The following is a 25,494-nucleotide window of genomic DNA, read 5'->3' on the forward strand; positions in this document are numbered from 1 at the left end:
GTGCGGCTGATCTTCATCACCTTGCTGGCGCTGATCCTCGCCACCGTCGTCGGCCTCGGCGCGACGTGGATGACGGCGACGCGCGGCACCGATCTCGGCACCCTCACGATCGGGGCCTGGACCGCCCGGCCCAAGACCGGCACCGCCGACGTCGATCCCTACTCACGCGCATCGATTGCCCGCAGTGGCGAACTCCCGGTCGGCACCGGTGACGGCGTGGCGTTCTCGGCAACGACGGACGACCGCAAGCGGCCGCTCGATGGCCGCTGCGACGTGGTCGTGAGCGGCGTGACGCCGGCGGCACGATTCTGGACCCTGACGCTGTACGATTCCAAAGGCCGCCTCGTCGCCAATGCGCTGCAGCGCTACGGCTTCACCAGCCAGGAGATCATCCGCGGCGCGGACGGCGCGTTCGAGGTGCGGGTGGCGTCGCGATCGCGCGCGGGAAATTGGCTGCCGACCGGCGGGATCGAGCGTTATGCGCTGGTGCTTCGGCTTTACGATACGCCGGTCGGCGTGGCGACGCGGACCCAGCGCGACGCGCCGATGCCGTCGATCGCGACCATGGGGTGCCCATGATTCGCCTGTTGTTCACGATCGTCGCAGGCGTGCTGCTCGGCGCCATCGTGCATCTTGTCAGCGTGCTGGCATTGCCGCGCATTGCGACCCAGGACGCCTATTCGCGTCTCGCGCCGATCACGAGGCTGAACGCCGTGACGCCCTTGCCGCTGCCGGACCCGAACAACGCGCCGCTGCCGTTCATGGATCCGGCGTTCGCCGTCGCGGTCTGCCGTTACGACCTGTCCGGTGGACCGATCAAGCTCGCCGTCCCCGTCAGCCAAGCCTATACGTCGGTGTCGTTCTACACCCGCAATGAAGTCGCCTATTACGCCATCAACGACCGGTCCGCCGGACGCAAGGTGATCGAGCTCGATCTGATGACCGAGGCTCAACACGCCGAATTGCCCGAGGAAGAGGATGTAACCGCGGCCGACCGGCTGATCATCGATTCTCCAACCACGGCCGGATTGATCGTGATGAAGGCGCTGGCGCCGGAACCCGGCTTGATGCCGCAGGCCCAGGCTTCTCTGGCCGCGTCGAGCTGCAAGGTGCAGACCGAACCGACGCCTGCGAGGCGCTAAACGCTCCCCAATCCTTTTCGAAGATCTTCAGCCGCGCGTGCTGAGCGCACGCCCGATGACGGGCTGCGCCGCCACCGGCGGGTTGGCGGTCTGGGCGGCGAGTTCGCCGATCAATCGATCGGCGTCGGCCGCCATATTGTCCGGGGCCTGGATCACCAGCCGTTCCAGCGCCCAGCGATACGAGGAAATTCTTCGCTCCAGGCATTGCTGTACCCACTGCACGATCAGGGTATTCTCTTCCATGCGGGCCACCGCGTCGGCGCGTTCGCGCGGCGACAATTGCGAAACATGCGCCAGGCTGGCGTTGCGTTTCCTGTCGAGATCGAGCACGCGGATGGCACTGGCGAAGAACGGCTCGAAGCGGGTAATGTCGTCGCGCACATCATCGATCAGCTGCGAATAGCGCGACGCATGCGAACGGTGCGGCTCGTCGATCAGCATACGCCCATAGGCGGTGCGATCGAACACCGCCTTCTGCCGCCATGGTGACGGCAGCGCCGCGTAATCGCCGAACACGCTCTTCCAGGCGGGACGCGAATGCGGCGGCTCGATCAGGGGATAGGCCAGATCGCGAAGCTGCCGCTCGCCGTCTGTGAGCTGGAATTGCGACGCATGCAGGCCGACGCTTGCCGTTGCCTCGCCGCCGATCCAGCGATGCATATCGTCGTTGAGGAAATCCTGGCGGGTGCGGCCGAAATCGCCGCCGCTGCACCCTGCGAGCGCCAGGCTGATCGCGAGCAGCGTCAGCACCGATGCAAAACTGCAAGCCCGCGACCTGATCCGGATCGGAAGATACGTCTCCGGCATATCGAATGTCCGAATGTCAGCGCCTGCGGCGACGGCGACCGGGGGCGGTGCCTTCTTCCGGCCCGCGACCGCCGCTGGTTTCATCGGGTTCGCGTTCGATCCGGACGACGGGAAGGATCAGGATCGTCCCCATCCCTTCGCGCGGGGCGCCATCCATGGTTGAGCCCGGCCGCCGCGATGCCGCATCTGCCGGAAATTCAATGATGGTGCCCATTTAAAACTCTCTCTGGTTGCCGCTCCGACGCGATTTGCCGGCGACAGGCCATCATTAAGAACAGGACGTGGTTAACGGCATCTTAATTTTGCGCGGCGATCGGATTGGCGTTCGCACTGGAAATATGGACGTGCGGTGCGCCGGCGCCCGCGACCGGCGCCATTCAGTTGAGCGAAGCCTGCGAAGCATTGAGCCGTCGCGACCCACAACCTGACGCCAGATCTGGTTGGTACCTTCCCTTATCTGCGTAATCTTCGCGGCGCCTGATTTAGAATGGGCTTTGTTTGGGAAAAGCCGGCTGGCGCTTTTCGAGGTGCGAGGCGAGCCCTTCCTTCACCTCGGGACCATCGAAACCCAGAAACTCCATCGCGAGAGACGCGTCGAACGTCGGCCCCGCCTGGCGCAACCAGTTATTCAGCGCATATTTCGTCCACTTGATGGCGCCTTGAGCGCCGTTCGCAAGCCGGGTTGCGATCTCGACCGCGCGTTGATCGAGCGCATCGTCGTCAAGGGCCTCGGTAATCAATCCGATCCGCTCGGCCTCGGCGCCCAACAGGGTATCGCAGGTCAGAAGATAATATTTCGCCTTGGCCATGCCGCAGAGGAGAGGCCAGATCATCGCAGCATGATCGCCGGCCGCCACGCCCAGTCGGGTGTGACCATCCAGTATTCGGCAATCCCGCGTCGCAAGCGAAACGTCCGCCAATATCCCGCAGACCAGTCCCGCACCGACCGCGACGCCGCGCATGGCGCTGATCACAGGCTTGGAGCAGTTGATGCAATTGTAGACGAGGTCGCGCGCTTCCTTCCATCCGCTGACGCGAGCCTCGAAACTGTCGATCTGCGCCCGGACCAGCGAGAAGTCGCCCCCGGCCGAAAAGTACCGGCCTGCTCCGGTGATGATCACGGCGTTCGCTTCGGGATCGGCGTCGACATCGCGCCATACCCCCGCCAGTTCGCGGTGCATCACCGCATCGGCCGTATTCATTTTTCCGTTGTTCATCGTGATGCGAACAACGCGTGGCGCCGGATAGTCGAACTGGAGACGTTGATAGGCTGAATATCGCTGCGTGGCTTGCTGCATTGGCGTGGGCCTCCCTGTCCCGAACGGCCCGGACACCTTGTCACGGTTCCTCGGCCGAGTATTCACAATCCCGAATAGTATGCTACCATCTGAATATAAATAAAAACGAATTTGTACACGGGAGGACGAAATGCGCAGGACGGCGATAGCCCTGCTTGGGGCGGTCTCGATAGTTTGCTGCCCCCAAACCGCAGGCGCCGATTCATCGATCAAAATTGGCGTTCTGTCGGACATGTCGTCAGTCTATGCAGACTATGGCGGCGCGGGTTCCGTCCTGGCTGCAAAGATGGCGATCGCGGATAGCGGAATGACAGATCGGGTCGAGCTTTTGTCCGCGGACACCCAGAACAAAGCCGACATTGGATTGGCGATCGCGCAGCAATGGTTCGATCAGGGGGTCGGCGCCATCTTCGACGTGCCGAATTCGAGTGTTGCCCTTGCCGTGAACAGCGCCGCCGGCCGCGCGCACAAGCTGGTGTTCTTTAGCACCACGATCAATGACAGGCTCAGCGAGCAGGAATGCAACGGCTACGGCCTTTCATGGGTGTGGGACACCTATTCGGTCGGGCGCGCGGAAGCCGCCGCACTGATGCGCGAGGGCAAGGACACCTGGTTCATCATCACGCCGGACGGCGCCGCCGGCGCTGCGCTCGAGCAGACGGCTCGCGAGGCCGCGGAGGCAAACGGAGCCAAGGTCGTCGGCGCCGTGCACCACCCGACCAACAATGCCGACTTTGCATCATACCTGCTGCAAGCGCGTTCCAGCCACGCCAAAGCCGTGTTATTTGGCTCCGGCGGAGCCGATCTGGTGAACGCGCTGAAGCAGGCGAGAGAATTTGGGCTGCCGCAGGAAGGCATTGCCATCGGCACGATGTACGCGATCAACACCGACGTGCATTCGCTCGGTCTTGAAGCCATGCAAGGCATGACGGTCGTGACTGCCTTCGATTGGAATCGCAACGACCAAACCAGGGCGTTTGGAGAGCGCTTCTTCGCCACGCACAAGAAGATGCCTACCATGTTTCAGGCGGGCGTCTATTCCGCGGTGCTGCAATATCTGTCCGCCATAAAAGCCACCAATAGCACGGATGCCGACAAGGTTCGCGCTTATTTGCTATCGACCCCGATGAGCGATGTGTTCCTGCAAAACGGCAAACTTCTTCCAAACGGCCGAATGCTGCATGACATGTTCCTCGCGCGCATCAAGTCTCCCGCGCAATCGAAAGGCGCCTGGGATTTCTTTGAATTCGTCGGCGAGGTGCCAGGAGCCGATGCGTTCCGCAAGTTGTCGGAAAGCAAATGTCCGCTGACGAAATAGCCGCGATGCGGCGTGCGGTTTGGACCTCGATTTCGGAAACTGGAATAACGCATGGCACAGGAACTCGCAGGCGACGTTTGGCATCCCAACCCTGATCACGAGTCCGAGGCCGGTGTCTCCCGGCTGATGAAGCACCTCGGGATTGCTGATTTCGACGCCCTGTATCGCTTCTCGATCGATGAGCCGTCCAGATATTGGGCGGGCGTCAACTCGTTTTGCGGTGTCGTTTGGTCGAAACCCTACGACCGGTTCATGGATCTGACAGACGGCCCGGAATTCCCGCGATGGTTTGTCGGCGGTGAGCTGAACTGGGTCGACTCGATCCTGCATCGCGCGAACGACAAGATGCAGGCCGATCGGCCGGCGATCATTGCAGAAAACGAGGCGGGCGAGATCGCCGCCGTGAGCTACGCCGAGCTGAAACGTCAGGTGGAAGCATTCGCGTCCGGCCTGATCAAGCTCGGCATTCGGCCCGGCGACCGCATCGGTCTTCTGATGGAGTCCGGGATTGAGGCGGTCGTTTCCCTGCTTGCCATTCCCTATATCGGCGCAATCGTCGTGCCGCTGTTTTCCGGCTTCGAGGTCGACGCGGTTTGCTCGCGCCTCTCGGCGGCCGGCGCCCGGGCCATCATCGGGACGTCGGTATTCTACCGCCGCGGACGGCCGGTAGAGACCCGGCGTACGCTTGCAGAAGCGGCAGCCCGTCTGCCGGCGGTCGAATTCCTGATCTTGAAGTCCGGCGGCGATCGTTCGGTTCTCGGTTCCAATGTCGTGAACTGGCGAGAGCTGTTGACGGAGCCGCCACCCGGAACGAGTGCGCGCCGGATGACCGCGAATGACCCCTTCATGATCATCTTCACGTCGGGCACGACCGGAAAACCGAAGGGAATCGTCCACACCCACGGCGGCTTCCCGATCAAGGTCGTGCACGACGCGACGATATTCTACGATCTCCGCGAAGGCGACCGCTTCCTGTGGCCGGCGGATATGGGGTGGGTCGCGGGGCCGATCTTCGCGGCTGCGACGCTCATGCGCGGCGCTACGATGATCTGCTACGACGGCGCGCCGGATGCGCCGGATTGGTCGCGCGTTTCCCGAATGGTGGAGCGCCACCAGGTGACTCATCTCGGCGTTTCGCCCACCTTGATCCGCGGCCTGGCCGCGCATGAAGCGGAGGCGTGCGCAGGCGATGTCCATTCGATCCGGATCATGATTACGAGCGGCGAGGCGATCGCGCCCGAGCACTTCAACTGGCTTCGGCGGACCTTCGGACACGGCACCGCGCCCCTGATCAACTATACCGGCGGCACCGAAGCCTCGGGCGCGCTGTTGTCGAGCGTGATCGTCAAGCCGATCAGGCCTGCCGGCTTCAACACCGTCAGTCCCGGCATTTCGGCCTTCGTCGCCTCCGGCGACGGAACGCGTCTTGTCGGCAGCGTGGGTGAACTTGCGGTAGCCGCGCCATTCCTGGGAATGACGCAGGCGTTCTGGGAGGATCGCGAACGCTATCTCGACACCTACTGGCGTTCGGTGCCCGGCTTGTGGGTCCATGGAGATCTGGCCATCGAGGAGGCGGACGGCCATTTCTTTCTTCTGGGACGTTCCGACGATACCATCAAGGTTGCCGGCAAACGCCTCGGCCCCGCCGAGGTCGAGGACGTCCTGCTTGAAATGCCTGAAATCAGCGAAGCGGCGGCCATCGGGATCGAGGATGCCGCGAAAGGTCAGCGCCTCGTCGTCTTCGTCGTTCCGGCACCTGACGCGCCATTGCCGAAAACCTTTCCGGCACAGGTATCTGACTATGTCGCGCAAAGGTTGGGGCGCGCGTTCCGGCCATCCGTCGTGCACGTGATCGGCAGCTTGCCGAAGACCCGGAGCTCCAAAGTGATGCGACGGGTCCTTCGCAACATCTATACCGGATCGCCCCCGGGAGATCTGTCATCGTTGGACAATCCCGCCTCCATCGAGGAAATCGAACGACTGAGAGCAGGTTGAATGCGTTGGCGCAAACTGTCATCCGGCTTTCGGAAAAGGGCAAAAGGACTTTGAAAAAGACAAGGGAGAATCCAGCGAAGAAAGCGACCGCCCGCGTACCAAAGGATGTGGGGGCGGTCGTCAATGCGCTACGGATACTTCGGTGTCTCTCTGGAAGCTCCAAGCCGTTGGGCGTCGCCGCCGTCACGCGGGCTACGGGGATCAGCGCAAGCACCGCCTTTGGCATCTTGCGCACGCTCGCGCGACTTCACTATGTCTCGTTCATTGAATCCGACAAGACCTACAGGCTGGGCCTGGCGATGGCCGAAATGGCCGCAGGACTTTTGGGGGTCAGTCACGCCGAGCTCATTCACCCAGAGCTCGAGCGACTGGCCCTCAACTATGAGACGTTGATCCTGCTGTGGCGCATTACGGAGGACAATCGCCTTGTCCTCATCGACAGAGCGCACAGCCAGACCGCGGTCAGGGTGGAGATCAAGTTAGGCTACCGGATGCCGCTGCTGGCGGGCGCGATCGGACGATGCGTTGCCGCGACACTCGATGTGCCCTCATCGGAATTGCGGCGTCGTTTCGCAATCCCGCGCTGGCAGGCTCCGCTCTCATTTGATGATTTCGAGAAACAGGTTTTCGACGCGCGTAATCGAGGCTGGTCTCTGGACGACGGCCATCTGTTTCGGGGCCTGACGTCTGTTGCCGCCCTGGTGGTGGACGAAGAGAAGCGACCGCGCTTCGGCATAAGCGGCGTCTCGATTACGGGCCAGCAATCGCTGCAGGCGCTGACAGCGCTTGGACAGGATTTGGTTGCGTTAGCTGCCACTATCGGCAGCGCGCTATTTCCCGGGCCAGATATCGTCTCCACAGGCCGATCGGAAGCTGGGGCACGAAGTGCGTCCCATTCTGAGGTCATCCATGCTTCAGACGAATCCGCCGCCCCTGCACTCCCCTCCAATGTACTTCCAACCGTTAACAGGATGGCCGGAAGCGGCCGCAGGGCGAGGAAAACCTGAACGTGGTAGCGATTAACAGCAAGTGACGTGGGCCGCGCGGCGCAACTGTGCCGCAGACCGCCACCTTTGCCAGCCTGAGGGACCTTGAGACGATTTTGGGTTGCGATTTCATAGCTGTTTCAATGGCTGTCGGCACCGAAGCCAAACGGATTGTTTTGATTGTCACCGAAATTCAGCAAAATATCTTCTCAAATACAACAGCTTAAAGATTTCAGATTTTCGTTAAAGTTAACGCGATGTTAAAGCGCGTGAACTAGGCTGGCGTGAAGAATTACTCAGTCGCGTACCCTGACATGACCACTCCTTCGCTGTTTCCGGGCTTTGACGGGTTGATGACGCTCTCCCGCCGAGAGGGCGTCGATATTCGGCCCACCTTGCTGCGCGTGCTCACCGATCTCTATGTTCAGGCCTCCACGCATAGCGAGGACGAAGCGCGGCAGTTTGTCGAACTCACCTCCCGCCTGATCGATCAGGTCGACGACGCGACGCGCGCGGCGGTGCGGGCACGGCTTGCGGTCTATCCGGGCACGCCGGTCCAGGTCTTGAAGCAGCTCGGGCTAAAGCCCTCTCACCCCGATCAGCGCGTGCCGCTCGCCCGCGAAATTCCTGCGAACGCTACTCCCGCCGGCCCGTCGGCGCCGCCAGAGGCGAGAGCGCCGAGCGAAGCGCTGTCGCGGCTTGCATCGAACTTGTCGATGCAGCCAGCGGACGCCGCCGAGATCAGCGGTCTGTTTTTCCGCGCCGGCTCCGGCGAGCGCGCCCTGATCCTGCACAATCTTTCCGAGACGCCATTGAAGGCTTCGCCGCGAATTCCCGCCGCCCGCGCGCAACGCGCCATCGAGACGCTGGAGATGGCGGCGTTTGCCGCCGATGTCGAAAACTTCACGCTCGAACTCGGTGAATCCCTGATCGTGCCGTGGAAGGTCGCTACCGAGGTGGTCAACGATCCCGGCGGCGAGCCGCTGGCCTGTGCGGCCAAGGCGCTCGGCATGCCGAGCCCGGTGTTCCAGCGGGTGCTGCTTTTTCTCAAGCCCGAATTCGGCACTTCCGTGCACACCGTGTACCGGCTGTCGCGTCTGTACGACGGATTGAGCGAGCGATCGGCCCTGATCATGCTGGCCGCATGGCGCGGTTCGACGATGGCGGTCGCCCGCGCCAAGTACCGGCCCTCGCTCTACGACGACGAACGCAATCGCGCGCGGCCGGCGACCACGCAAACCCGCCCGGCGGCGCAACCGCCCGCCATTGGCGCGGTGCCACGGAAGGGCTCGCAGGGCTCGGGACGCTAGAGCATGATCCGGAAAAGTGGGCAGCGGTTTTCCGAAAAGATCATGCTCAAACAAAAAATTAGAGCGAGATCACGATTCAACGAAAAGTCATCTCGCTCTAGTCTCGCGCCAAATCGAGAAAATGCCGCCCTGCCCGGTCCTCGGTCTCCACGATCCAGGCGTCGGGATCGAACCGGATTTCCTTCTGCAGACGCTCGTCCACGGACTGTTCCGGCACCGGCTCTTTCCATGTCGGCATGAAAAAGCGCTCGATCGGCCGGCTGTCGTCATAGACCGTCTGCGGCGCCGGCACGTACAGCATGGCATTGCCGTCGAGCAGCGCCACCTTGACGAACACCGCGCCAGCCTCTTCCGCGCCGCGCCGGCGCACGGCGCCGAACACGCCCGCGGTCTGGCAACGGCGCAAATAGGCCGCCACCCAGATACTGGATTTCAATCGCATGGCAGGAACGATAGGCCAGCTGGTATTCTGGCGCTAGTCGACCGGATGCCCGATCGTCGCCGTTAGCTCGCGCACCAGGCGGTCGGACACCTGTCCGGTCACCGGGAGCTTGCGCGCCCGCTCGAATTTCTGGATCGCGGCCTGGGTGTCCGAACCGGCGATGCCGGTTGGTTTCAACTGGCCATAGCCATATTCGGTCAGCGCGCGCTGCACCGCCGCCACCCGCCGCGGGCCCGCGCCCGGGATGGCCCCGGCGTCGCTGTGGGAAGAAACCGGAATCGGCGCGGGGGGCCGCGGGATGGCGCTCGGCGCAACCGGCAGGGCACTGGTCGTCTTGACCAGATTGGCCAGGGGATCGGCGGCGGCTCGCGGCTCTGCCGGCTTTGGCTCGGGCTGAACGGCATCGGCCTCGACCGGGCGTGGCCGCGGCCGCGGACTGGCGGGCGCGACCGCCGGCATGACGACGACCGAGCCGAACATCGGCGCCGGATGGCGTCCGGCTTGCAGGAACAAGGCGTTGGCGATGATGGCGCTGACGGCTGTAAACGCCAGCGCGCCCGCAATCACGTCTTTCGGGCTGCGCAGCAAAATACGCATCAGCAGGCCGCGCTCCGCGTCCGCGTCAACTGCAACCGCGCTGGCGCCACGACGGCGGCGCGGCATGTCGTCATCCCTGGAAGTTTGTCTAGGCACTCTTCTTCACCTGGTGCGCTTGGTCTTTGGGAGCTTGATCCGGCGTTACGGACCGCAACGCCGGGGTGAGTGTGGCGATATTGCTGGTGGGCTGCGCGGCCTGTGGCGTGAACGCCAGCGGCAGCGCCACCGTGACCGTGGTTCCCTCGTCGATCTTGCTTTGCACCGTCATCTCGCCGCCGTGCAGGCCAACCAGGCTTTTTACGATCGACAGCCCGAGGCCGGTGCCTTCGTGCCGCCGCTGGTAGGTCTTGCCGGCCTGGAAGAAGGGGGCGCCGACCCGCGTGAGATCCTCTGGCGCGATGCCGACGCCGGTATCGGCGACGCGAAGCACCAGCCGCGATCCCTCGACGCCGGCCGAAACCGTCACCGTGCCGCCGCGTTCGGTGAACTTGATGGCATTGGAGACGAGATTCAGCGCAATCTGCCTGAAGGCGCGCGGATCGCCGGTCATCACAGGTAAATCGTCCGGCGCGCGGGTCAGGAGGTCGATTCCATTCTCCCTCGCCTTCAGGGCGAGCAGATTGCAGCAATTGAGAAGCGCCGGGCGCGGCGCGAACGGCTCCGGCGAAATTTCGAAATTGCCGGACTCCATCTTGGACATGTCGAGAATGCCGTTGACGACCGACAGCAGATGCTGGCCTGAATCGTTGATCAGCTGGGCATATTCCTTGCGGCGCGCCGCATCCAGCAGCAACGCCTCTTCCTGAACGATCATCTCGGAAAAGCCAATGATGGCGTTGAGCGGCGTGCGCAACTCGTGGCTCATGGTGGCAAGAAAGCGGGTTTTGGACGCGTCCGCCTGCTCGGCAGCGGTCAGCGCCAGGTCGAGCGCCTGTTCCTGGTTCTTCCGGTCGGTGACGTCGCGCATCACGGCGACGACCTCCGCTTCCGCTCGCGGCGTCGTTTCCAGCAGCTTTTCCAGCGGCCGGCAGCGCATCTCGACCCAGATGAAATCGACCTGATTGCTCTGACCGCGCTCGCGGCCGCGAGGAGAATCCCGCCGGAGGCGAAATTCGACGCTGCGCGCCTCGCCGCCGCGCGCCGCGTCCGAAAGTGCCGTGAGGTAGGCCGGCCGATCCGCGACGTGGACGCGGTCGAACAGGCCATGCCCAAGCAGCCGCGACACCGGCGTTCCCAGCATCGTCTCCGCCGCCGGCGAAATGAATCCTACCGCGCCGTTGCGATGATGACGCGAAATCACGTCGCTCATGTTTCGCGCCAGCAGACGATATCGATTCTCCTCGACATAAAGCAGCGAGACGCTGGTGCGCGCCAGCGACTCGGCGCCGAAGGCGAGCGCAGCGGCATAAAGCGTCGCCGACGCCACGCCGAATGCCGCGAAGATGGCGCGCAGGGCCGTATCGGCCTCAGAAACCGGCAACACCTGCAGATGTCCGAGGACGACCAGCAGCGCGGCACAGCTCAGCGCCAGCGCGGAGGCAAACGCCACCACGCGGCGCGACGCCGAAAGCGCCGCCTCAAGCGGAACGACGACCAGCCAGATCGCTGCGAAGGATTCGATGCCGCCGGTGGTCAGCGCCAGGGTCATGACAAGACCCGCCAGCGCCAGCGACGACAGAACATATGCGCCCTCGTAGCGGCCGGTCCGCGACAGAAACCAGGACAGCAGGATCGGAGCGATAAGCCAGGCGAAAGCCGCAACCTCAAGCGCGGAGGGCGCGCCGCGCATCACAAGATAGACCGGAAACGCCGCCAAGGCAGCCAGGCTCCCGAGCAGCCGCGGCGCAATGAAGGCGCGATGGCGCGCGCGCGTCAACGCATCATATCGTGCCGACGGATGCAGCAATGCATCGAGACAATCGCGGATGATATTCAAAACTGTCACGGCCCTCGCGCCTCGGCTTGTGCGTCGAACAGACGCGCCGGAACGCCCCCTTTATCGTTAGCCCACCGTGTCAGAGCGAAATTAAGCGAACGCTAAGGCGCGCGAGCTCGCGGCGAAGTTGGTATCCTCGCGGGGCTTTCCAACCCGGCAAAGCCGCCCAATCCATGTTGATGGTGAACAGCGGGTTTCCGGCACGGATGCCGTATGGTTTCGAAATGGTGGATATCGCCCGAGCAGCCATTTCATCTCCCGGAACCGGCATCAATCGAAAATTTACGTCGAATCAAATCATTCGAATTTTCGGCGAATTCTCGACGATTTAACTTCAATGCAAACACTTGCGATTTATCGACGGCTGTTAGTCAGGGACAGCGAGATCAACTGCAACACGATTAGATAGGCGACTGGGGTCGCGAGATGTTTTTTCTGCTTCGCTTGGTGTTCTGGGTCGGGCTGGTGCTGGTGCTGTTGCCCAGAGACAAAACGCCGGAATCGAACAAACAGCCACAGCTCGGTGCGTCCGAGGCGGTGTCCGCGGCCACCGCCGCGGTCTCGGACATGAGTCAATTCTGCAAGCGCCAGCCGGCGGCATGCGAAGTCGGCGGCCAGGCCGCGACCGTGATTGGCCAGCGCGCCCAGGCCGGCGCGCGCAAGCTCTACCAGATCATCACCGACAAACGTGCGCCCGATCATACCGGCTCGATCGGCGGCATCGAAAGTGCCAATGCCTCGCTCGTGGATACGGCGCCGCGCGACACGCTGACGCCCGATGACACGCAGGTGGAGTGGCGGGGCGCATCGCCGTCATCGCCCTGAATTGAGCCGGGAACAATTCGCTTTTTGATCCGGCAATGTCGCTTTCGGCCGTGTTCGACCCTATATAGAGTGACGGGATTGAGCGCGGGAAACGATGACGATCGACGAAATCAGGGATAATTTTGCGCTGCTGGACGACTGGGACGACCGCTATCGGTACGTCATCGAACTCGGCCGCACGCTGAATCCGATGCCGGAGGCCGAGCATTCCGCCGCCAACAAGGTGCAGGGTTGCGCCAGCCAGGTCTGGCTGGCAAAACAGGTCGACCGCAACGGCACCGGCGAACCATTGCTGAATTATCTGGGCGACAGCGACGCGCATATCGTGCGCGGACTGATCGCGATCCTGCTGACATTGTATTCCGGCCATACGCCGCAGCAGATCCTTGCAACCGATGCCATCGCGGTGTTCGACGAATTCGGATTCCGCGAACACCTCACCCCGCAACGCTCCAACGGCCTGCGCGCGATGGTGGAGCGCATTCGCTCCGACGCGCGCGAGGCGCTTGCCGCGGCCTCCTGAAGGCCATCGATCTGCCCGCGTTCGGCGTTCACGGAACCGTGATCGGAAGGGCGGCCCCTCGCCACGGGATGGCCGCGGCCCGAGGGGCGGTGCCTGCGGTCAAGCTTTTTTAAGCCATTTGTCGGACTATCCCCAGACAACCAAGAGTTGACGGATGGCTAACGTTCCGACTGTCTGGCGCTTCATGCGGTCGCGATCGGGTCGCGGCTTTGTTCTGCATTTGAGCATCTGTGCCGTATTGTCTGTCGCGGTCGGCTATGGATTCTATTACTTCAGCCTGAACTGGTTCAAGGATCACAAGAGCGGCGAAAAGATCACCGCGCTCCAGTTGGTCGACGCCTTCGTCGCCAACTATGCGGCCATCCGATCGCAATTTGGCGAAAGCGCGCCGGTTCCGGCGTCATTCCGGGCTCACGCGATCGAAGCTTTCAACAAGCAGAACGGCGATAATTCCGATTTTCGTCTCCGCGCGGTCGGCATGCCCGGGCGGGAAATCGCGACGCCGCCGACCGACGGCCGAATGGCGGAGACCCTCGCGGCCTTCGCGGCGATGCCAAACCCAAAGCCGGTTTCCGAGTTGCTCGACGTCGGCGGAGAACTGACGTTCCGAACCGTTTACCCGACCATGGCGCAGCAAGAGAGTTGCGTGAGCTGTCATAACGCGCTGCAGCCCGACAAACAGCAGTGGCATCTCAATGATGTCATGGGCGCATTTGTCATCGACGTGCCGCTGTCGCCGTTTCAGCGCAAGGTGATCTGGCAGAGCGCCGGTACCGGATTGGGTCTGTTTCTCGCACTGGCGTTTGCCGGCCTGATGATTTCGCTTCTGCATTTTCGGCAGCTGGAAGCCCTCAATGCCTCCACCGCGGAGCTTGGCCGCACCCAGAATTTTCTCGATAGCATCATCGAGAACATGCCGGTTTCGGTTGCCGTCAAGGACGCCAGGGATCGATGCTACGTCCTCATCAACCGTACCGCCGAAGCCATCTTCGGGATCGCCCGCGGCGACTTGATCGGCAAACAGGCCAACGGTCTGCTCGGCAAAGACGCCGCGGGCGAGCTGTTTCCGCTCGCCGACGAGGCGGCGCAAACGCGCGACCTGCAGACCATCGACGAGCACGTCGTCCATACCCGCCACAACGGCACCCGTATCCTGACAACCAGGAATCTTTCGATATCGGACGAGACCGGCGAACCGCGCTACCTGCTCAGCCTTTCGGAGGACATTACCGAGCGCAAGCAGGCCGAGGCCCGAATTGAGCATCTGGCGCACTATGATGCGCTCACCGATTTGCCCAATCGCGCCGCCTTCGTGGAGCATCTCGAGCACACCATGGATACCGCGAAGAAGAGCGCGGAGTCGTTCGCCTTGCTGAGCATCGATATCGATGGCTTCAAGGAGGTCAACGACATGTTTGGCCACGCGGCCGGCGATGACGTGCTCCGCAAGCTGTCGCTGCAGCTGCGCGCGGTCGCCGGCGACGCCTACCTGGCGCGGCTCGGCGGCGACGAGTTCACGCTGATCACGCCGAACGGTGATCAGCCGGCGCTTGCCGAAATTCTTGTCCGGCGTCTCCAGGCAGCCGTCGCGGCCGACCAGGAATCGAACAACCAGCCTATGCGCGTCGGCATCAGCATCGGCGTGGCCATTTTCCCGACCGACGGCGCCGACGCAACGACACTGCTCAGCAATGCCGATGCGGCACTCTACCGCGCCAAGACCGCCGGTCGCGGCAAAACACGCTTCTTCGAAGTCGAGATGGACAATCGGCTGCGCGAGCGGCGCACCATTCAGCATGAGCTTGGGTCGGCCATCGTCCGCAACGAGTTCCGTCTTTTCTATCAGCCGCAAGCGAAGATCGACGGCACGATCACCGGATTCGAGGCGCTGGTGCGCTGGTCCAATCCGCAGCGCGGCATGGTTTCGCCCGCGACCTTCATTCCGGTCGCCGAGGAGAGCGGCCTGATCGTGCAGATCGGCGAATGGGTGCTTCGGGAAGCCTGCCGCGAAGCGGCATCGTGGCCGCAGCCGCTGCAAATCGCGGTCAATCTGTCGCCAATTCAGTTCCGCCACGGCGACCTCGTGGGATTGCTTCATTCGGTGCTGCTCGAAACCGGACTTGCGCCGGCACGCCTGGAGCTTGAAATCACGGAGGGGGTGCTGGTCGACGATTTCTCGCGCGGCGTCTCCATCCTGCGCCGCCTGAAGTTGCTCGGTGTTCGCATCGCAATGGATGACTTCGGCACCGGATATTCATCGCTATCGTATTTGCAGTCGTTCCCGTTCGACAAGATCAAGATCGACCAGTCGTTCATATCCAAGGTGAAGAGCAATCCGCAGTCGGCCGCCATTGTACGCGCCGTGATCGGGCTGGCCCATGGCCTCAATCTGCCGGTGCTGGCGGAGGGCGTCGAGACGAAGGAGCAGCTTGATTTTCTCGCCGCCGAGTCCTGCGACGAAATGCAGGGTTACCTGCTCGGGCGACCCCATCCGATCATGGAATACTCCGGGCTCGTCGGCCGTGGCCAAACGCCGGAAACGAAGTTGCTCAGCGCCTGAGTTGGCGCTTCGCGTTCGTGCAGTGAAAGCGCCGGACTACTTCCGCCGCCGCCGCTGCTGGCCAAGTCCCATTTTCTTTGCGAGCTGCGAACGCGCCACCGCATAATTCGGCGCGACCATCGGGTAATCAGGCGGCAGGCCCCATTTGTCGCGATATTGTTCCGGCGTCATGTTGTACTGCGAGCGCAAATGCCGCTTCAGCGATTTGAAGCGCTTGCCATCCTCAAGACACACCAGGTAGTCCGGGGTCATCGATTTCTTGACCGACACCGCGGGCTTGGCGGGCTCGAGAGGTGTTTCGGTCCTGCCCGTCGAGACCCGCAGCAAGGCTGCGTGAATTTGGCTGATCAGAGCCGGAATTTCGGACGCCGGGGTCGGATTGTTGCTGAGGTAGGCCGACACGATGTTCGCAGTCAGGTCGATGTAATTCTTGCCCGCGGCATCAGTCATGGTCTGAACCTTCTGGAGATCGTCGTCACGCGAGATATCAAGGATGTCGGACACCAACCGGCAGCAACATTACGCTCTCACACTCGCGCACAACTTGTCGAATATGAGCGTGACAAGAACAAGGCGGCTATTCCTCAGGCCACGCTCACCGGAAATCTGAACCTCTCACGGACGCTGGTCGAGGTGCGAACGCAGCTCGTCGATCGACGCAAACCGCATCATGCCCTCGGGCATTTGCGCCTCGATCGAGCCGTCGGAATACAATGAATAGGCCATTCCATCGACGACACCTGACTTGAGAACGGTCACGGGCGGCTGATCCTCATTTCGCACTGCCGGCGCTGGGTGATCTTCCTCTGCGCCGGCGGTGGCCTCGCTAAACGTCGATGGCGCGCGTCCGCCGCGCCGCTGCGGCGGCACATCGGCAGACCTTGAACGTTCCGATTTTGGCCACGCGTCGTCGAATGTCGCCGGTGGCGGCTCGCCGGGTTCGGGTGCCGGCGGCGTGGCGGCTGGCGCGGGAGCAGGCGGAAAGTCGGTTGCGGGTGATTCGGCCGCGCGTGCTTGCGCGCGTTCGCGCTCCCGCCGTGATGAAGAGGAAAACATCAGATTGCGCCGCGGTTTGGCGGCAGGGACGGTCTCGGCAGATTCCGGCGACGGCACATCGCTGCGGGCGCGATCGCGCGCCGCTGCTTCCTCGCGCCATGGCGTTCCCGCCGACGGCTGCGCAACTGATTCGGCACCACCTGGATTTTCCGCCGCGGCTTGGTCGCGGCCGAACAGGAAGCCGCCATTTTCCGCCGCGTGATGGCGCTGCGACGCCGTCGCAACTGTCGGCTGCAATGCCGCGTCCAGCGGGACACCAGCGCCAAGCCGCTGGGCGATGGTCTTCAACTCACGAACAACGGCCCACAGACCCAGAATCACCAGCCCGGTGCACGCCGTAACGGCCCCGGTGAGGATCAGGGTATTGCCAAAACTGAATTCCTTGACCGGGATTCCGAAACCGATCGCCAGAAGGCCCGCCAATAGACAGCCAATCCCGGCAACCAACATCACAACCATCATTAAACTCACCCCCGGGCCGCGCTCGAAATACCCGCAGGCCGCAGACGCCACGATACCGTCATATTGTGCGCCCCGCCAACCGGCAATTGCAGCAGTTGTTCCCGCAACAGGCGGGACCGCCGACCCGATCGTGCCGAACGAACCCGCCATTGCTGCGTTGCATCAGGGAAATAACGCCACAATTCCCAATTACTTGATAAGGGAACTGCGCTATATGGATGCTGGGGATGAGGCCCAAGAGCGCCAGCTGGGCCATAGAGGACACCGGGTTTCCAATAGCCATGTCATCGATCACTACCTCGGCTATCGACCTGCCGTCGCGGCGCTCGGTGGCGCGGACCTGCGACGATCTTGCGATCATCGTGCTGGCTGCGGTCGGACTGGTCGCGAGCCTCACCTTTCGCGACTACGGACTGGGCTGGGACGATTATACCCACGCCGAATATGCCGACCTTCTGCTGCGGATGTACGGCTCCGGTTTCAAGGATACCGGGGCGCTGTCGTTCGCCAATCTTTATATGTATGGCGGCGGCTTCGACATGATCGCAGCCTTGCTGCACAAGGTCATTCCGCTCGAACTGTTTGAAACACGCCGCCTGCTCGGCGCCGTCGTCGGCATCGTCGGCCTTACGGTGACCTGGCGGCTTGGCCGGCGCGTCGGTGGCCCGCTGGCCGGGCTTGCCGCGTTGCTGCTGCTGGCGCTGTGCCCGACCTTCTACGGGCACATGTTCATGAACCCAAAGGATGCGCCGTTCGCGGTGGCGATGGTGATCCTGATGCTCGGCCTGGTCCGTCTCGCCGAGGAATACCCTTCGCCCTCGCCCCGGACGATCCTGATCGTGGGCCTTGGCGCCGGCCTCTCGATCGGTTCGCGCATCCTCGGTGGGCTGGCCCTGATTTACGCGATCGTCGGATTTGTGCCGCTGCTGCTGGATGAAGTCCGCGCGCATGGCGGGCGCGAGGCGATCCGGCGGTTCATGCGCGTCGTCTATGTGCTGCTGCCCGCCCTGATCCTCGGCTACCTCGTCATGGGCCTGATCTGGCCATGGTCGATCATCGAGCCCGGCAATCCCTTCCAGGCCGCAACCTATTTCTCGCAGTTCTTCGAGAAACCGTGGAAGGAAATGTTCGACGGCGCGCTGGTGTCGGTGCCGGATATGCCGTGGTCATACCTGCCGACCCTGTTCGCGCTGCAACTTCCCGAAGTATTGCTGGGTCTTTCTATCGCCGCAGTCGTCGGCACGGTGGTGGCGCTGTCGCGCGCCGACGTGTCGGGCCGCCGCAAGACCATCCTCTTGATGCTGACGCTCGCGGCCGTGCTGCCGATCGCGGTGGCGATGGTGAAGCGCCCGGCGCTTTACAACGGCATTCGCCATTTCATCTTCGTCATTCCACCGATGACCGTGCTCGCGGGCACGGCATTCGCATGGGGCATGAATTGGCTGAAGGAAAACCACCGCAGTTGGCAGCCTGCCGCCCTCGCCGCTTTCTCGTTCGGCTTGCTGTTGCCGCTCGGCGAAATGATCCGGCTGCACCCTTATCAGTACACCCATTTCAATCACATCGCCGGCACGGTGCGCGCCGCCGACGATCTCTACATGCTGGATTACTGGGGCCTCGCCTTCAAGCAGGCCTCCGACGGCCTGCGCGACGAACTCACCGAGCGCCAGGAAGTCCCCCCGCACGGGCGCAAATGGAAGGTCGCGGTGTGCGGTCCGCAGCGTCCGGCCCAGGTCGCGCTCGGTCCCGACTTCACCATCGGCTGGGATAGCCATGCCGCCGATTTCGCGATGACGCTCGGCGAATTCTACTGCAAGGGCCTGACCGCCCCGGTGATGGTGGAAATCAAGCGCGATGACGTGGTGTTTGCCCGCGTCTATGATATCCGCGGGCGCAGCATTTCCAGCCTGCTGGCGATTCCGGCGCCCTGAAGCAGACCAGGCGCTGCAGCAGCATGACTGCCACGCCGGCGCTGCGCCTTGATGCCAGCCTGCGGCAGGGTTAGGTTTGAAATCACAATTCAACGGGAGAAACCGGTCATGTCGCCAGCGGAAGCTCGCCTGAAGGAAGTTCCGTCCGACATGACGGAGGCCGAATGGAGCCAGCGCGTCAATCTTGCCGCCTGCTACCGCCTCGTCGCGCATTACGGCTGGGACGATCTGGTCGACACCCACATCTCGGCGCGGGTGCCGGGACCGGAGCATCATTTCCTAATCAATCCCTATGGGCTGATGTTCGACGAAATCACCGCTTCCAGCCTGGTCAAGGTCGACCTCGACGGCAACCAGCTCACCAAGAGCGCGTACAGCATCAACCCGGCCGGCTTCACGATCCATTCGGCAATCCACGAGGTTCGCGAGGACGCCGGCTGCGTGCTTCATCTGCACACACCCGACGGCACCGCGGTGGCAAGCTGCATGGAAGGCCTGCTGCCGTTGAACCAGACCGCGCAGCTTGTCACCTACGATCTCGCCTATCACGACTATGAAGGCATCGCGCTCGACCATGACGAGCGCCCGCGCCTGCAACGAGACCTCGGCAACAAGAACCACATGCTGCTGCGCAATCACGGCACGCTGACGGTCGGCCGCTCGGTCGCGTCCGCCTTCGAGCGCATGTTCCACCTCGAGCGGGCCTGCACCATGCAGGTGCGCACCCGGATGCTCGGACCTGGCGCCTATGCCGTCGATCCGGCGGTGGTGGACAAGAACACCAGCCTGCTCGCCAACCCCGAGCGGCAGGAACTGCGCTCGACCACGCTGGTATGGCCGGCGCTGCTGCGCAAGGTCGACCGACTCGATCCCGGCTACAAGAATTGAAAAACCTGGAATTCAGGGTAGTATCAGGCTCAACAACCTCTGCACGCCGAATCAAAACGCCGCCCAATCCCGGGCGGCGTTTTTTGCTTTCGGGCGCACGAACGCGCGCCATATCACCCACCGTCATCATCCGCGAAAGCGGATGATCCAGTAATCCGAGACGTCAGTACCAGAGCCGAAAAGCCGCGGCGTACTGGATACCCCGCTTGCGCGGGGTATGACGGCGAAATTTACAACCGTTCCGTCTTTGCGAGAACCCACCACCCTACGCGATATGACGATCAGCGCGGGGATTCCGCAAGTGCTGCAAGAATCCGCGCCCACGAACGAATGCCCTTGTGAAAGCTCTTGAGGTCGTATTTCTCGTTCGGCGAATGGATGTTGTCGTCGTCGAGCCCAAAACCCACCAGCACCGTATCGAGCCCGAGCGTGCGCTTGAAATCGGCGACGATCGGTATCGAGGCGCCCGAGCCAATCAGGACGGTTTCCTTGCCCCACTCCTCGGTCAATGCACGCTTGGCGGCGACAAGCGGCTTCATGTTCCAGTCGAGCGCGATCGCCGGCGCGCTGGAATGATCGGTGAATTCCGCCCGGCAATCTCCGGGGAGCCGCGCGGTGACGTAGTCGCGGAAGGCCTTTCGGATCTTGTCGGGGTCCTGCCCTTCCACCAGGCGGAACGATATTTTCGCTGAGGCTTCCGCGGGGATCACCGTTTTCGAGCCTTCCCCGGTATAGCCGCCGACGATGCCGTTGATGTCGCAAGTCGGGCGCGACGAAATCTGCTCGACCAGCAAACGACCCTTCTCGCCCGCGGGAATCGAAAGTCCGATCGGCTTGAGAAAACTGTCGGCCGAAAAGTCGAGCTTCTGCCATTGCGCCAGAATATCGGCCGGCACATCCTTCACGCCGTCATAGAAGCCAGGGATGGTGATGCGGCCGTCCTGGTCGAAGATCCCGCCAAGGATGCGGGTCAGCACCCGGATCGGGTTTTGCGCGCCGCCACCGAAGATGCCGGAATGCAGATCGCGATTGGCGGCCTTGATCTTGACCTCGTCGTAAACAAGTCCGCGCAGCGAGGTGGTGATCGCAGGCGTATTCGGGTCCCACATGCCGGTGTCGCAGACCAGCGCGAAATCCGCCTTGAGTTCGTCCTTGTTGGCTTCAAGAAACGGAACGAAGTTCTTCGATCCGGTTTCCTCTTCGCCTTCGATGACGATGGTGACGTCGACCGGCAGCGACCCGGTCACCGCCTTCCAGGCGCGGCAGGCTTCGACAAAGGTCATCAACTGGCCCTTGTCGTCCTCCGCACCGCGCGCGACGATGATTTTCCGTCCGTCGGCATGATCGGTGACGACGGGCTCGAACGGCGGGCGATGCCAGAGATTGAGCGGATCGACCGGCTGCACATCGTAGTGACCATAGAACAGGACGTGCGGCCGCGCGCCGGCTTTTCCGTTGCCGCTGCTCTTGGCGACGATGGCCGGATGACCGGCGGTCGGCCTGACCTCGCTGGCAAATCCGAGCGTGGCGATATCGCTGGCCAGATGATCCGCCGCCGCCTTGCAATCGCCGGCAAAGGCCGGATCGGCCGAGATCGACTTGATCCGCAACAGCGCAAACAGCCGCTCAAGGCTGTGATCGAAATCGGCATCGATGCGATCGAGGACCGTTTGAAGTTGCGGCGCGTGGGACATTGCGGTTTTCCCTTGGGTTACGGGTTTTTCTTGATCTCAGGTTGTAGCGGGCCATCCGCCGCAGACGCGGAGCTGACCGCGCCATCCAGAGGCGGGTGCAGGATGTGCCACACCAGTGCCCCGGCAATCGCGGCGGTAGCCGCGAGGTTGTTCCCGAACGCCTGCAAATCATTCGGGAACACCGGAAGCGAAAGGCATATCAGAAAGCCGGCGATCGCGAGCACAATCCACGTTCCCCTGCGTACAGCGCCACGGCGATCATAGGCCGCCCGGTGCATCAGGACGGTCACCGGAAAGAACAGCCACATGAAATAGTACTGCCGGGCCAGCGGCGAGGCCACCGTCATCAGGCAGAACAGGATGCCGAGTTCCTCGGCGTCGGACAGCGGCGTCCGGCGCGAACGCGCCGGCATCACGGCCATGAAGCCAAGCCCGATCGCGAGCGAAATGCCAATCACGACCCAGTTGGCTGTCCTGAAATCGAGATCGACCAGGTTCATGTAGGCGGGCGGCTTGGCCAGATTATCCTGATTGTAGTTGACCGGCCGCGTCAGCCGGTGCGTCACGGCGATGATGGATTGATTGACCCAGGACCAGTTCTGCTCGCCGCGCTGTCCGAAACCCTGCTCGGAACTCGACCCGACCATTCCCTGATACCAGGTCTTCAGCTCGGAAACATTGTGCTGAAAGCCGCGCACCGGGGCTGGAACGACGAACAGAAGGATTCCCAGGAACACCACCATGCTCGCCGCCGACGCCCACTGCCTTCGCCAAAGCAGATAGGGAAATACCGCTACCGGGAAAACCTTGATCGCGGTCGCCAGCGCAAACATGCTTCCCGAAGCCCAGGGACGGCCTTGCTGCAGTAACCAGAAGCCGAGCAGCATCATGGCCAGCAGAATGAGGTTTGGCTGGCCGAGGTCGAACATGTCGAAGACAAAGGATATCGTGACGATGGCCGGCAGTGCCGCCAGCCAGGGATCCGGACTCCGCCCCGAGCCCGTCATCGCGTTCGAAAGCTGCGCCGTCATCCACCACGCCACCGCGTTGAGGACGGACAGGCAGAGATAGAGCGGGATTTTGCCGAAATAGCTGGGGATCGCGAGCAGGATCGCCGACAGCGGCGGATAGATGAAATCGAAATAGGCGGTGGGATCGCCGGGATAGAGGTCCCTTCCCTGCAGGACCTGCTGCCCGGCCCAGAACCAGAGTGGATAGTCCTTTGTCTTGCCGCTCCCGAAGATTTCCGGAACGAGAACGTCGGCGGTCAGCACGATGCAGCAGACCAGGAAAAGAATATCGAGCGGCGCTCGCAACGACGGATATCTCGGCACACGTCACTTTCTAAAAAATCACAGGGAGATCACGCCGCAGCCATGAGCGAAAACTTCTATCGGCGCAACAATCCGCCGAGCGCACCGCGCACGATGGCGCGACCGACCGAACCGCCCATCGAACCGCCGACCGATTTACCAAGATCGGCAACCACACCACCTACCACCTTGTTGGTGACCGAACGTGTCACGCTTCGCGCAATGACCTGACCGGTCGACATTCTGCCGCGCGTGTTGGTGCCGAAAACCGTCCCGACGATGGCGCCGATCTGCCCGAGAATTCCCCCACCTGCGCCCCCGGTCGTTGCCGCGGCTCCGGCCACCCGCTTCTGCAATATCTCATAGGCGGATTCAGCATCGATCGCAGTATCGTATTTGCCCTTGACCGGGCTGTTGTCCATGATGGCCTTGCGTTCGTCCGCGGTGATCGGTCCGATCCGCGCCGAAGGCGGCCGGATCATGACACGCTCAACCATGGCCGGTATGCCATTCCCTTCCAGAAACGACACCAGCGCCTCGCCCTTGCCCAGTTCCATGATGACCTGGGCGGTGTCGAGCTTCGGATTGGGCCGGAACGTCTGCGCGGCCGCCGCGACTGCCTTCTGGTCGCGCGGGGTGAATGCGCGGAGCGCGTGCTGGACGCGGTTGCCGAGTTGGCCGAGCACCTTGTCCGGGACGTCGATCGGATTTTGCGTCACGAAATAGACACCCACCCCCTTCGAGCGGATCAACCGGACCACCTGCTCAATCTTGTCCATCAATGCCTTGGGCGCGTCGTTGAACAAGAGGTGCGCCTCGTCGAAGAAGAATACCAGCTTGGGCTTCGGCGGGTCGCCGGCCTCGGGCAGCTCCTCAAACAACTCCGACAGCATCCACAGCAGGAAGGTCGCGTACAGCCGCGGGCTCTGCATCAGTTTGTCGGCGACCAGGATGTTGACCATACCCCGTCCGTCGCGGTCGGTGCGCATGAAATCCTTCAATGACAGCGCCGGCTCCCCGAAGAATTTCGCTCCGCCCTGGTTCTCCAGCACCAGCAGCTGACGCTGAATGGTTCCGACCGTGGCCTTCGTGACGTTGCCGAACCCTTGCGCGGCCTTGCGGACCGGCGCCAGCGGATCGTCGCCGCCATCCGCCGCCGATTTGCCGGCATCGGGAACAATCGCGTCCAGCAGCGCACGAAGATCCTTCATGTCGATCAGGGCAAGACGGTTGTCGTCCGCCACGCGGAACGCGACATTCAGGACGCCCTCCTGCACGTCGTTCAGATCGAGCATGCGCGACAACAATAGCGGGCCCATTTCGGTGACCGTTGCGCGCACCGGATGGCCCTGCTCGCCGAAGACGTCCCAAAAGATGGTCGAAAACTGGTCGGGCTGGAAGCTGAGGCCCATATCGGCGGCCCGCTTGAGGATAAAATCCTTGGGTTCCCCCGCTTCGGAGATGCCCGACAGGTCTCCCTTGATATCGGCTGCGAATACCGGAACGCCCGCACGCGCAAATCCCTCGGCCATCACCTGCAGCGAGACGGTTTTTCCGGTTCCGGTAGCACCGGTGACGAGGCCATGGCGATTGGCGAGCCCGAGCGTCAGCCAGGCCGGCTGCTCGCCCTTGCCAATAAAGATCCGCTGGTCAGTATCCGCGGTCTGGGTGTCGGATGTCGCCATTCGCATCGCCTCGTCGCGCGCATCGGGGGTCGTCGTCGCCACGCCAAGTCATTATATCGCATCTTGCAAGCCGATTGAAATCGTTCAACGCCCTCCGGCGGATCGACAGCCGGTTTCGTCGAAGCGAAATCTCCCGGTATTTTCTCTGCCGCCGGAAGCTGGAACGAAACTCGCCCTGCCCCTACAAACTACGGGAATCGTGCGCCCACTCTTGCATTGCTGCAACACTCGTCAGGCGATCGAAGACGAATCGCGGTTCGTATGCGGTCATCGCTTGTAATTCGCATCGCGGAAGATCAAGATAAATTCACAAGCAAGGATCCGGCACGCAACCGGCTGAGGGCGGGGCACTATGGACGAACTGATTGGACGGCTGGCCGCCAAGGCCGGCATCGATGATGCTGTGGCCGAAAAAACCGTCGGCATCATTCTGGGTTTCCTTCGCAACGAGGGGCCCTCCGACAAGGTTCAGGCCTTGATTGACGAGATTCCTGGCGCAGAAGCCGTGATCTCCGCCTCCGGCAACGGCGGCGGTCTCGGAAGGCTGATGGGCGGGGGCCTGATGGCGCTCGGCACCAAGCTGATGGGCCTTGGACTGGGAATGAGCGAGATTCAGAGCGTCGCGCGTGAACTTTTTCGGTTCGGCCGAGACAAAATCGGAGCGGATCGAATGGGCGAGATCATCGCGGGGACCCCGGGCCTTAGTCAGTTCGCTTGAAGCACCTT

Annotated in this window: 24 protein-coding genes; 13 read left to right on the top strand and 11 right to left on the bottom strand. The window is 62.6% G+C overall.

From position 1 onward, the window contains the following. The gene (locus E8A46_RS29370) at positions 1-579 is read left to right on the top strand and encodes a DUF1214 domain-containing protein (RefSeq protein WP_291568623.1); all 579 of its coding nucleotides are present in this window, start codon (positions 1-3) and stop codon (positions 577-579) included. Continuing rightward, positions 576-1,142 (top strand): DUF1254 domain-containing protein, encoded by a 567-nt coding sequence (locus E8A46_RS29375; protein WP_291568625.1) that lies wholly within the window; start codon positions 576-578, stop codon positions 1,140-1,142. Before E8A46_RS29370 ends, E8A46_RS29375 begins: the two co-directional genes overlap by 4 nt. 27 nt (positions 1,143-1,169) lie before the next feature. On the opposite strand, the gene E8A46_RS29380 is transcribed toward E8A46_RS29375, so the two are convergent. The 3 genes from E8A46_RS29380 to E8A46_RS29390 all read right to left on the bottom strand — a co-directional run bounded on the left by E8A46_RS29380 (position 1,170) and on the right by E8A46_RS29390 (position 3,481). Next, complete coding sequence (locus E8A46_RS29380) at positions 1,170-1,949, bottom strand: hypothetical protein (RefSeq protein ID WP_291568627.1); 780 nt, start codon at positions 1,947-1,949, stop codon at positions 1,170-1,172. Positions 1,950-1,965: 16 nt separating this feature from the next. After that, on the bottom strand, positions 1,966-2,163 hold the full coding sequence (locus tag E8A46_RS29385; RefSeq protein WP_291568630.1) for a hypothetical protein: 198 nt from the start codon (positions 2,161-2,163) through the stop codon (positions 1,966-1,968). A gap of 268 nt (positions 2,164-2,431) precedes the next feature. Further along, a complete protein-coding gene (locus tag E8A46_RS29390) occupies positions 2,432-3,481 on the bottom strand; it encodes an enoyl-CoA hydratase/isomerase family protein (protein WP_291568632.1) in 1,050 nt (349 codons plus the stop codon). Between E8A46_RS29390 and E8A46_RS29395 the strand changes: the two genes are divergently transcribed. The 5 genes from E8A46_RS29395 (at position 3,480) to E8A46_RS29415 (ending at position 8,856) form a co-directional block, all read left to right on the top strand. Beyond that, positions 3,480-4,565, top strand: a complete 1,086-nt coding sequence (locus E8A46_RS29395; RefSeq protein WP_291568634.1) for an ABC transporter substrate-binding protein — start codon at positions 3,480-3,482, stop codon at positions 4,563-4,565. The genes E8A46_RS29390 and E8A46_RS29395 overlap by 2 nt on opposite strands. A gap of 51 nt (positions 4,566-4,616) precedes the next feature. Continuing rightward, complete coding sequence (locus tag E8A46_RS29400; protein ID WP_291568636.1) at positions 4,617-6,560, top strand: AMP-binding protein; 1,944 nt, start codon at positions 4,617-4,619, stop codon at positions 6,558-6,560. Between the two features lie 5 nt (positions 6,561-6,565). Then, the gene (locus E8A46_RS29405; protein WP_291568637.1) at positions 6,566-7,567 is read left to right on the top strand and encodes a helix-turn-helix domain-containing protein; all 1,002 of its coding nucleotides are present in this window, start codon (positions 6,566-6,568) and stop codon (positions 7,565-7,567) included. A gap of 47 nt (positions 7,568-7,614) precedes the next feature. Further along, entirely contained in the window at positions 7,615-7,773 is a 159-nt protein-coding gene (locus E8A46_RS29410) for a hypothetical protein (protein WP_291568639.1), read from the top strand. A gap of 87 nt (positions 7,774-7,860) precedes the next feature. Next, positions 7,861-8,856: a DUF2336 domain-containing protein gene (locus E8A46_RS29415; protein ID WP_291568641.1), complete on the top strand. Its 996-nt coding sequence runs from the start codon at positions 7,861-7,863 to the stop codon at positions 8,854-8,856. Positions 8,857-8,953: 97 nt separating this feature from the next. Here the strand turns inward: E8A46_RS29415 and E8A46_RS29420 are convergent, their stop codons facing one another. From E8A46_RS29420 to E8A46_RS29430, 3 genes are read right to left on the bottom strand one after another with little or no spacing between them, the layout of a single operon-like run. After that, positions 8,954-9,298: a DUF1491 family protein gene (locus tag E8A46_RS29420; protein WP_291568643.1), complete on the bottom strand. Its 345-nt coding sequence runs from the start codon at positions 9,296-9,298 to the stop codon at positions 8,954-8,956. Positions 9,299-9,331: 33 nt separating this feature from the next. Then, positions 9,332-9,991, bottom strand: a complete 660-nt coding sequence (locus E8A46_RS29425; RefSeq protein WP_291568645.1) for a peptidoglycan-binding domain-containing protein — start codon at positions 9,989-9,991, stop codon at positions 9,332-9,334. After that, complete coding sequence (locus E8A46_RS29430) at positions 9,984-11,840, bottom strand: ATP-binding protein (protein WP_291568646.1); 1,857 nt, start codon at positions 11,838-11,840, stop codon at positions 9,984-9,986. The genes E8A46_RS29425 and E8A46_RS29430 overlap by 8 nt, the downstream gene beginning before the upstream one ends. Positions 11,841-12,257: 417 nt before the next feature. Here E8A46_RS29430 and E8A46_RS29435 point away from each other — a divergent pair, with 417 nt between their 5' ends. From E8A46_RS29435 to E8A46_RS29445, 3 genes are all read left to right on the top strand, one after another. Beyond that, positions 12,258-12,656 (top strand): DUF5330 domain-containing protein, encoded by a 399-nt coding sequence (locus tag E8A46_RS29435; protein WP_291568647.1) that lies wholly within the window; start codon positions 12,258-12,260, stop codon positions 12,654-12,656. A 94-nt stretch (positions 12,657-12,750) separates the two neighbouring features. Then, positions 12,751-13,179, top strand: a complete 429-nt coding sequence (locus E8A46_RS29440; protein ID WP_291568650.1) for a SufE family protein — start codon at positions 12,751-12,753, stop codon at positions 13,177-13,179. Between the two features lie 154 nt (positions 13,180-13,333). Beyond that, positions 13,334-15,739 carry an EAL domain-containing protein gene (locus E8A46_RS29445; protein WP_291568651.1) on the top strand — a complete coding sequence of 802 codons (2,406 nt, stop codon included), beginning with the start codon at positions 13,334-13,336 and terminating at the stop codon, positions 15,737-15,739. Between the two features lie 36 nt (positions 15,740-15,775). Here E8A46_RS29445 and E8A46_RS29450 read toward each other — a convergent pair whose 3' ends face one another. Continuing rightward, the gene (locus E8A46_RS29450; RefSeq protein WP_291568653.1) at positions 15,776-16,189 is read right to left on the bottom strand and encodes a MucR family transcriptional regulator; all 414 of its coding nucleotides are present in this window, start codon (positions 16,187-16,189) and stop codon (positions 15,776-15,778) included. Positions 16,190-16,354: 165 nt separating this feature from the next. Further along, positions 16,355-17,254, bottom strand: a complete 900-nt coding sequence (locus tag E8A46_RS29455; RefSeq protein WP_363252834.1) for a DUF308 domain-containing protein — start codon at positions 17,252-17,254, stop codon at positions 16,355-16,357. 284 nt (positions 17,255-17,538) lie between these two features. On the opposite strand from E8A46_RS29455, the gene E8A46_RS29460 reads away from it, so the two are divergent. Further along, a complete protein-coding gene (locus tag E8A46_RS29460) occupies positions 17,539-19,188 on the top strand; it encodes a glycosyltransferase family 39 protein (RefSeq protein ID WP_291568657.1) in 1,650 nt (549 codons plus the stop codon). A 108-nt stretch (positions 19,189-19,296) separates the two neighbouring features. Beyond that, positions 19,297-20,076, top strand: coding sequence for a class II aldolase/adducin family protein (locus E8A46_RS29465; protein ID WP_291568659.1), 780 nt, complete (start codon positions 19,297-19,299; stop codon positions 20,074-20,076). 281 nt (positions 20,077-20,357) lie between these two features. Here E8A46_RS29465 and E8A46_RS29470 read toward each other — a convergent pair whose 3' ends face one another. The 3 genes from E8A46_RS29470 to E8A46_RS29480 are packed head-to-tail and all read right to left on the bottom strand — an operon-like array spanning position 20,358 to position 24,768. Further along, the gene (locus tag E8A46_RS29470; protein ID WP_291568660.1) at positions 20,358-21,770 is read right to left on the bottom strand and encodes a M20/M25/M40 family metallo-hydrolase; all 1,413 of its coding nucleotides are present in this window, start codon (positions 21,768-21,770) and stop codon (positions 20,358-20,360) included. Between the two features lie 17 nt (positions 21,771-21,787). Next, positions 21,788-23,104 carry a glycosyltransferase family 87 protein gene (locus E8A46_RS29475; protein ID WP_291568662.1) on the bottom strand — a complete coding sequence of 439 codons (1,317 nt, stop codon included), beginning with the start codon at positions 23,102-23,104 and terminating at the stop codon, positions 21,788-21,790. Between the two features lie 56 nt (positions 23,105-23,160). After that, complete coding sequence (locus E8A46_RS29480; protein WP_291568687.1) at positions 23,161-24,768, bottom strand: helicase HerA-like domain-containing protein; 1,608 nt, start codon at positions 24,766-24,768, stop codon at positions 23,161-23,163. 352 nt (positions 24,769-25,120) lie between these two features. Between E8A46_RS29480 and E8A46_RS29485 the strand changes: the two genes are divergently transcribed. Then, positions 25,121-25,486, top strand: coding sequence for a DUF2267 domain-containing protein (locus E8A46_RS29485; protein WP_291568665.1), 366 nt, complete (start codon positions 25,121-25,123; stop codon positions 25,484-25,486). Positions 25,487-25,494 lie beyond the last annotated feature (8 nt).

Source organism: Bradyrhizobium sp. (assembly GCF_004799445.1).
GTDB lineage: Bacteria > Pseudomonadota > Alphaproteobacteria > Rhizobiales > Xanthobacteraceae > Bradyrhizobium.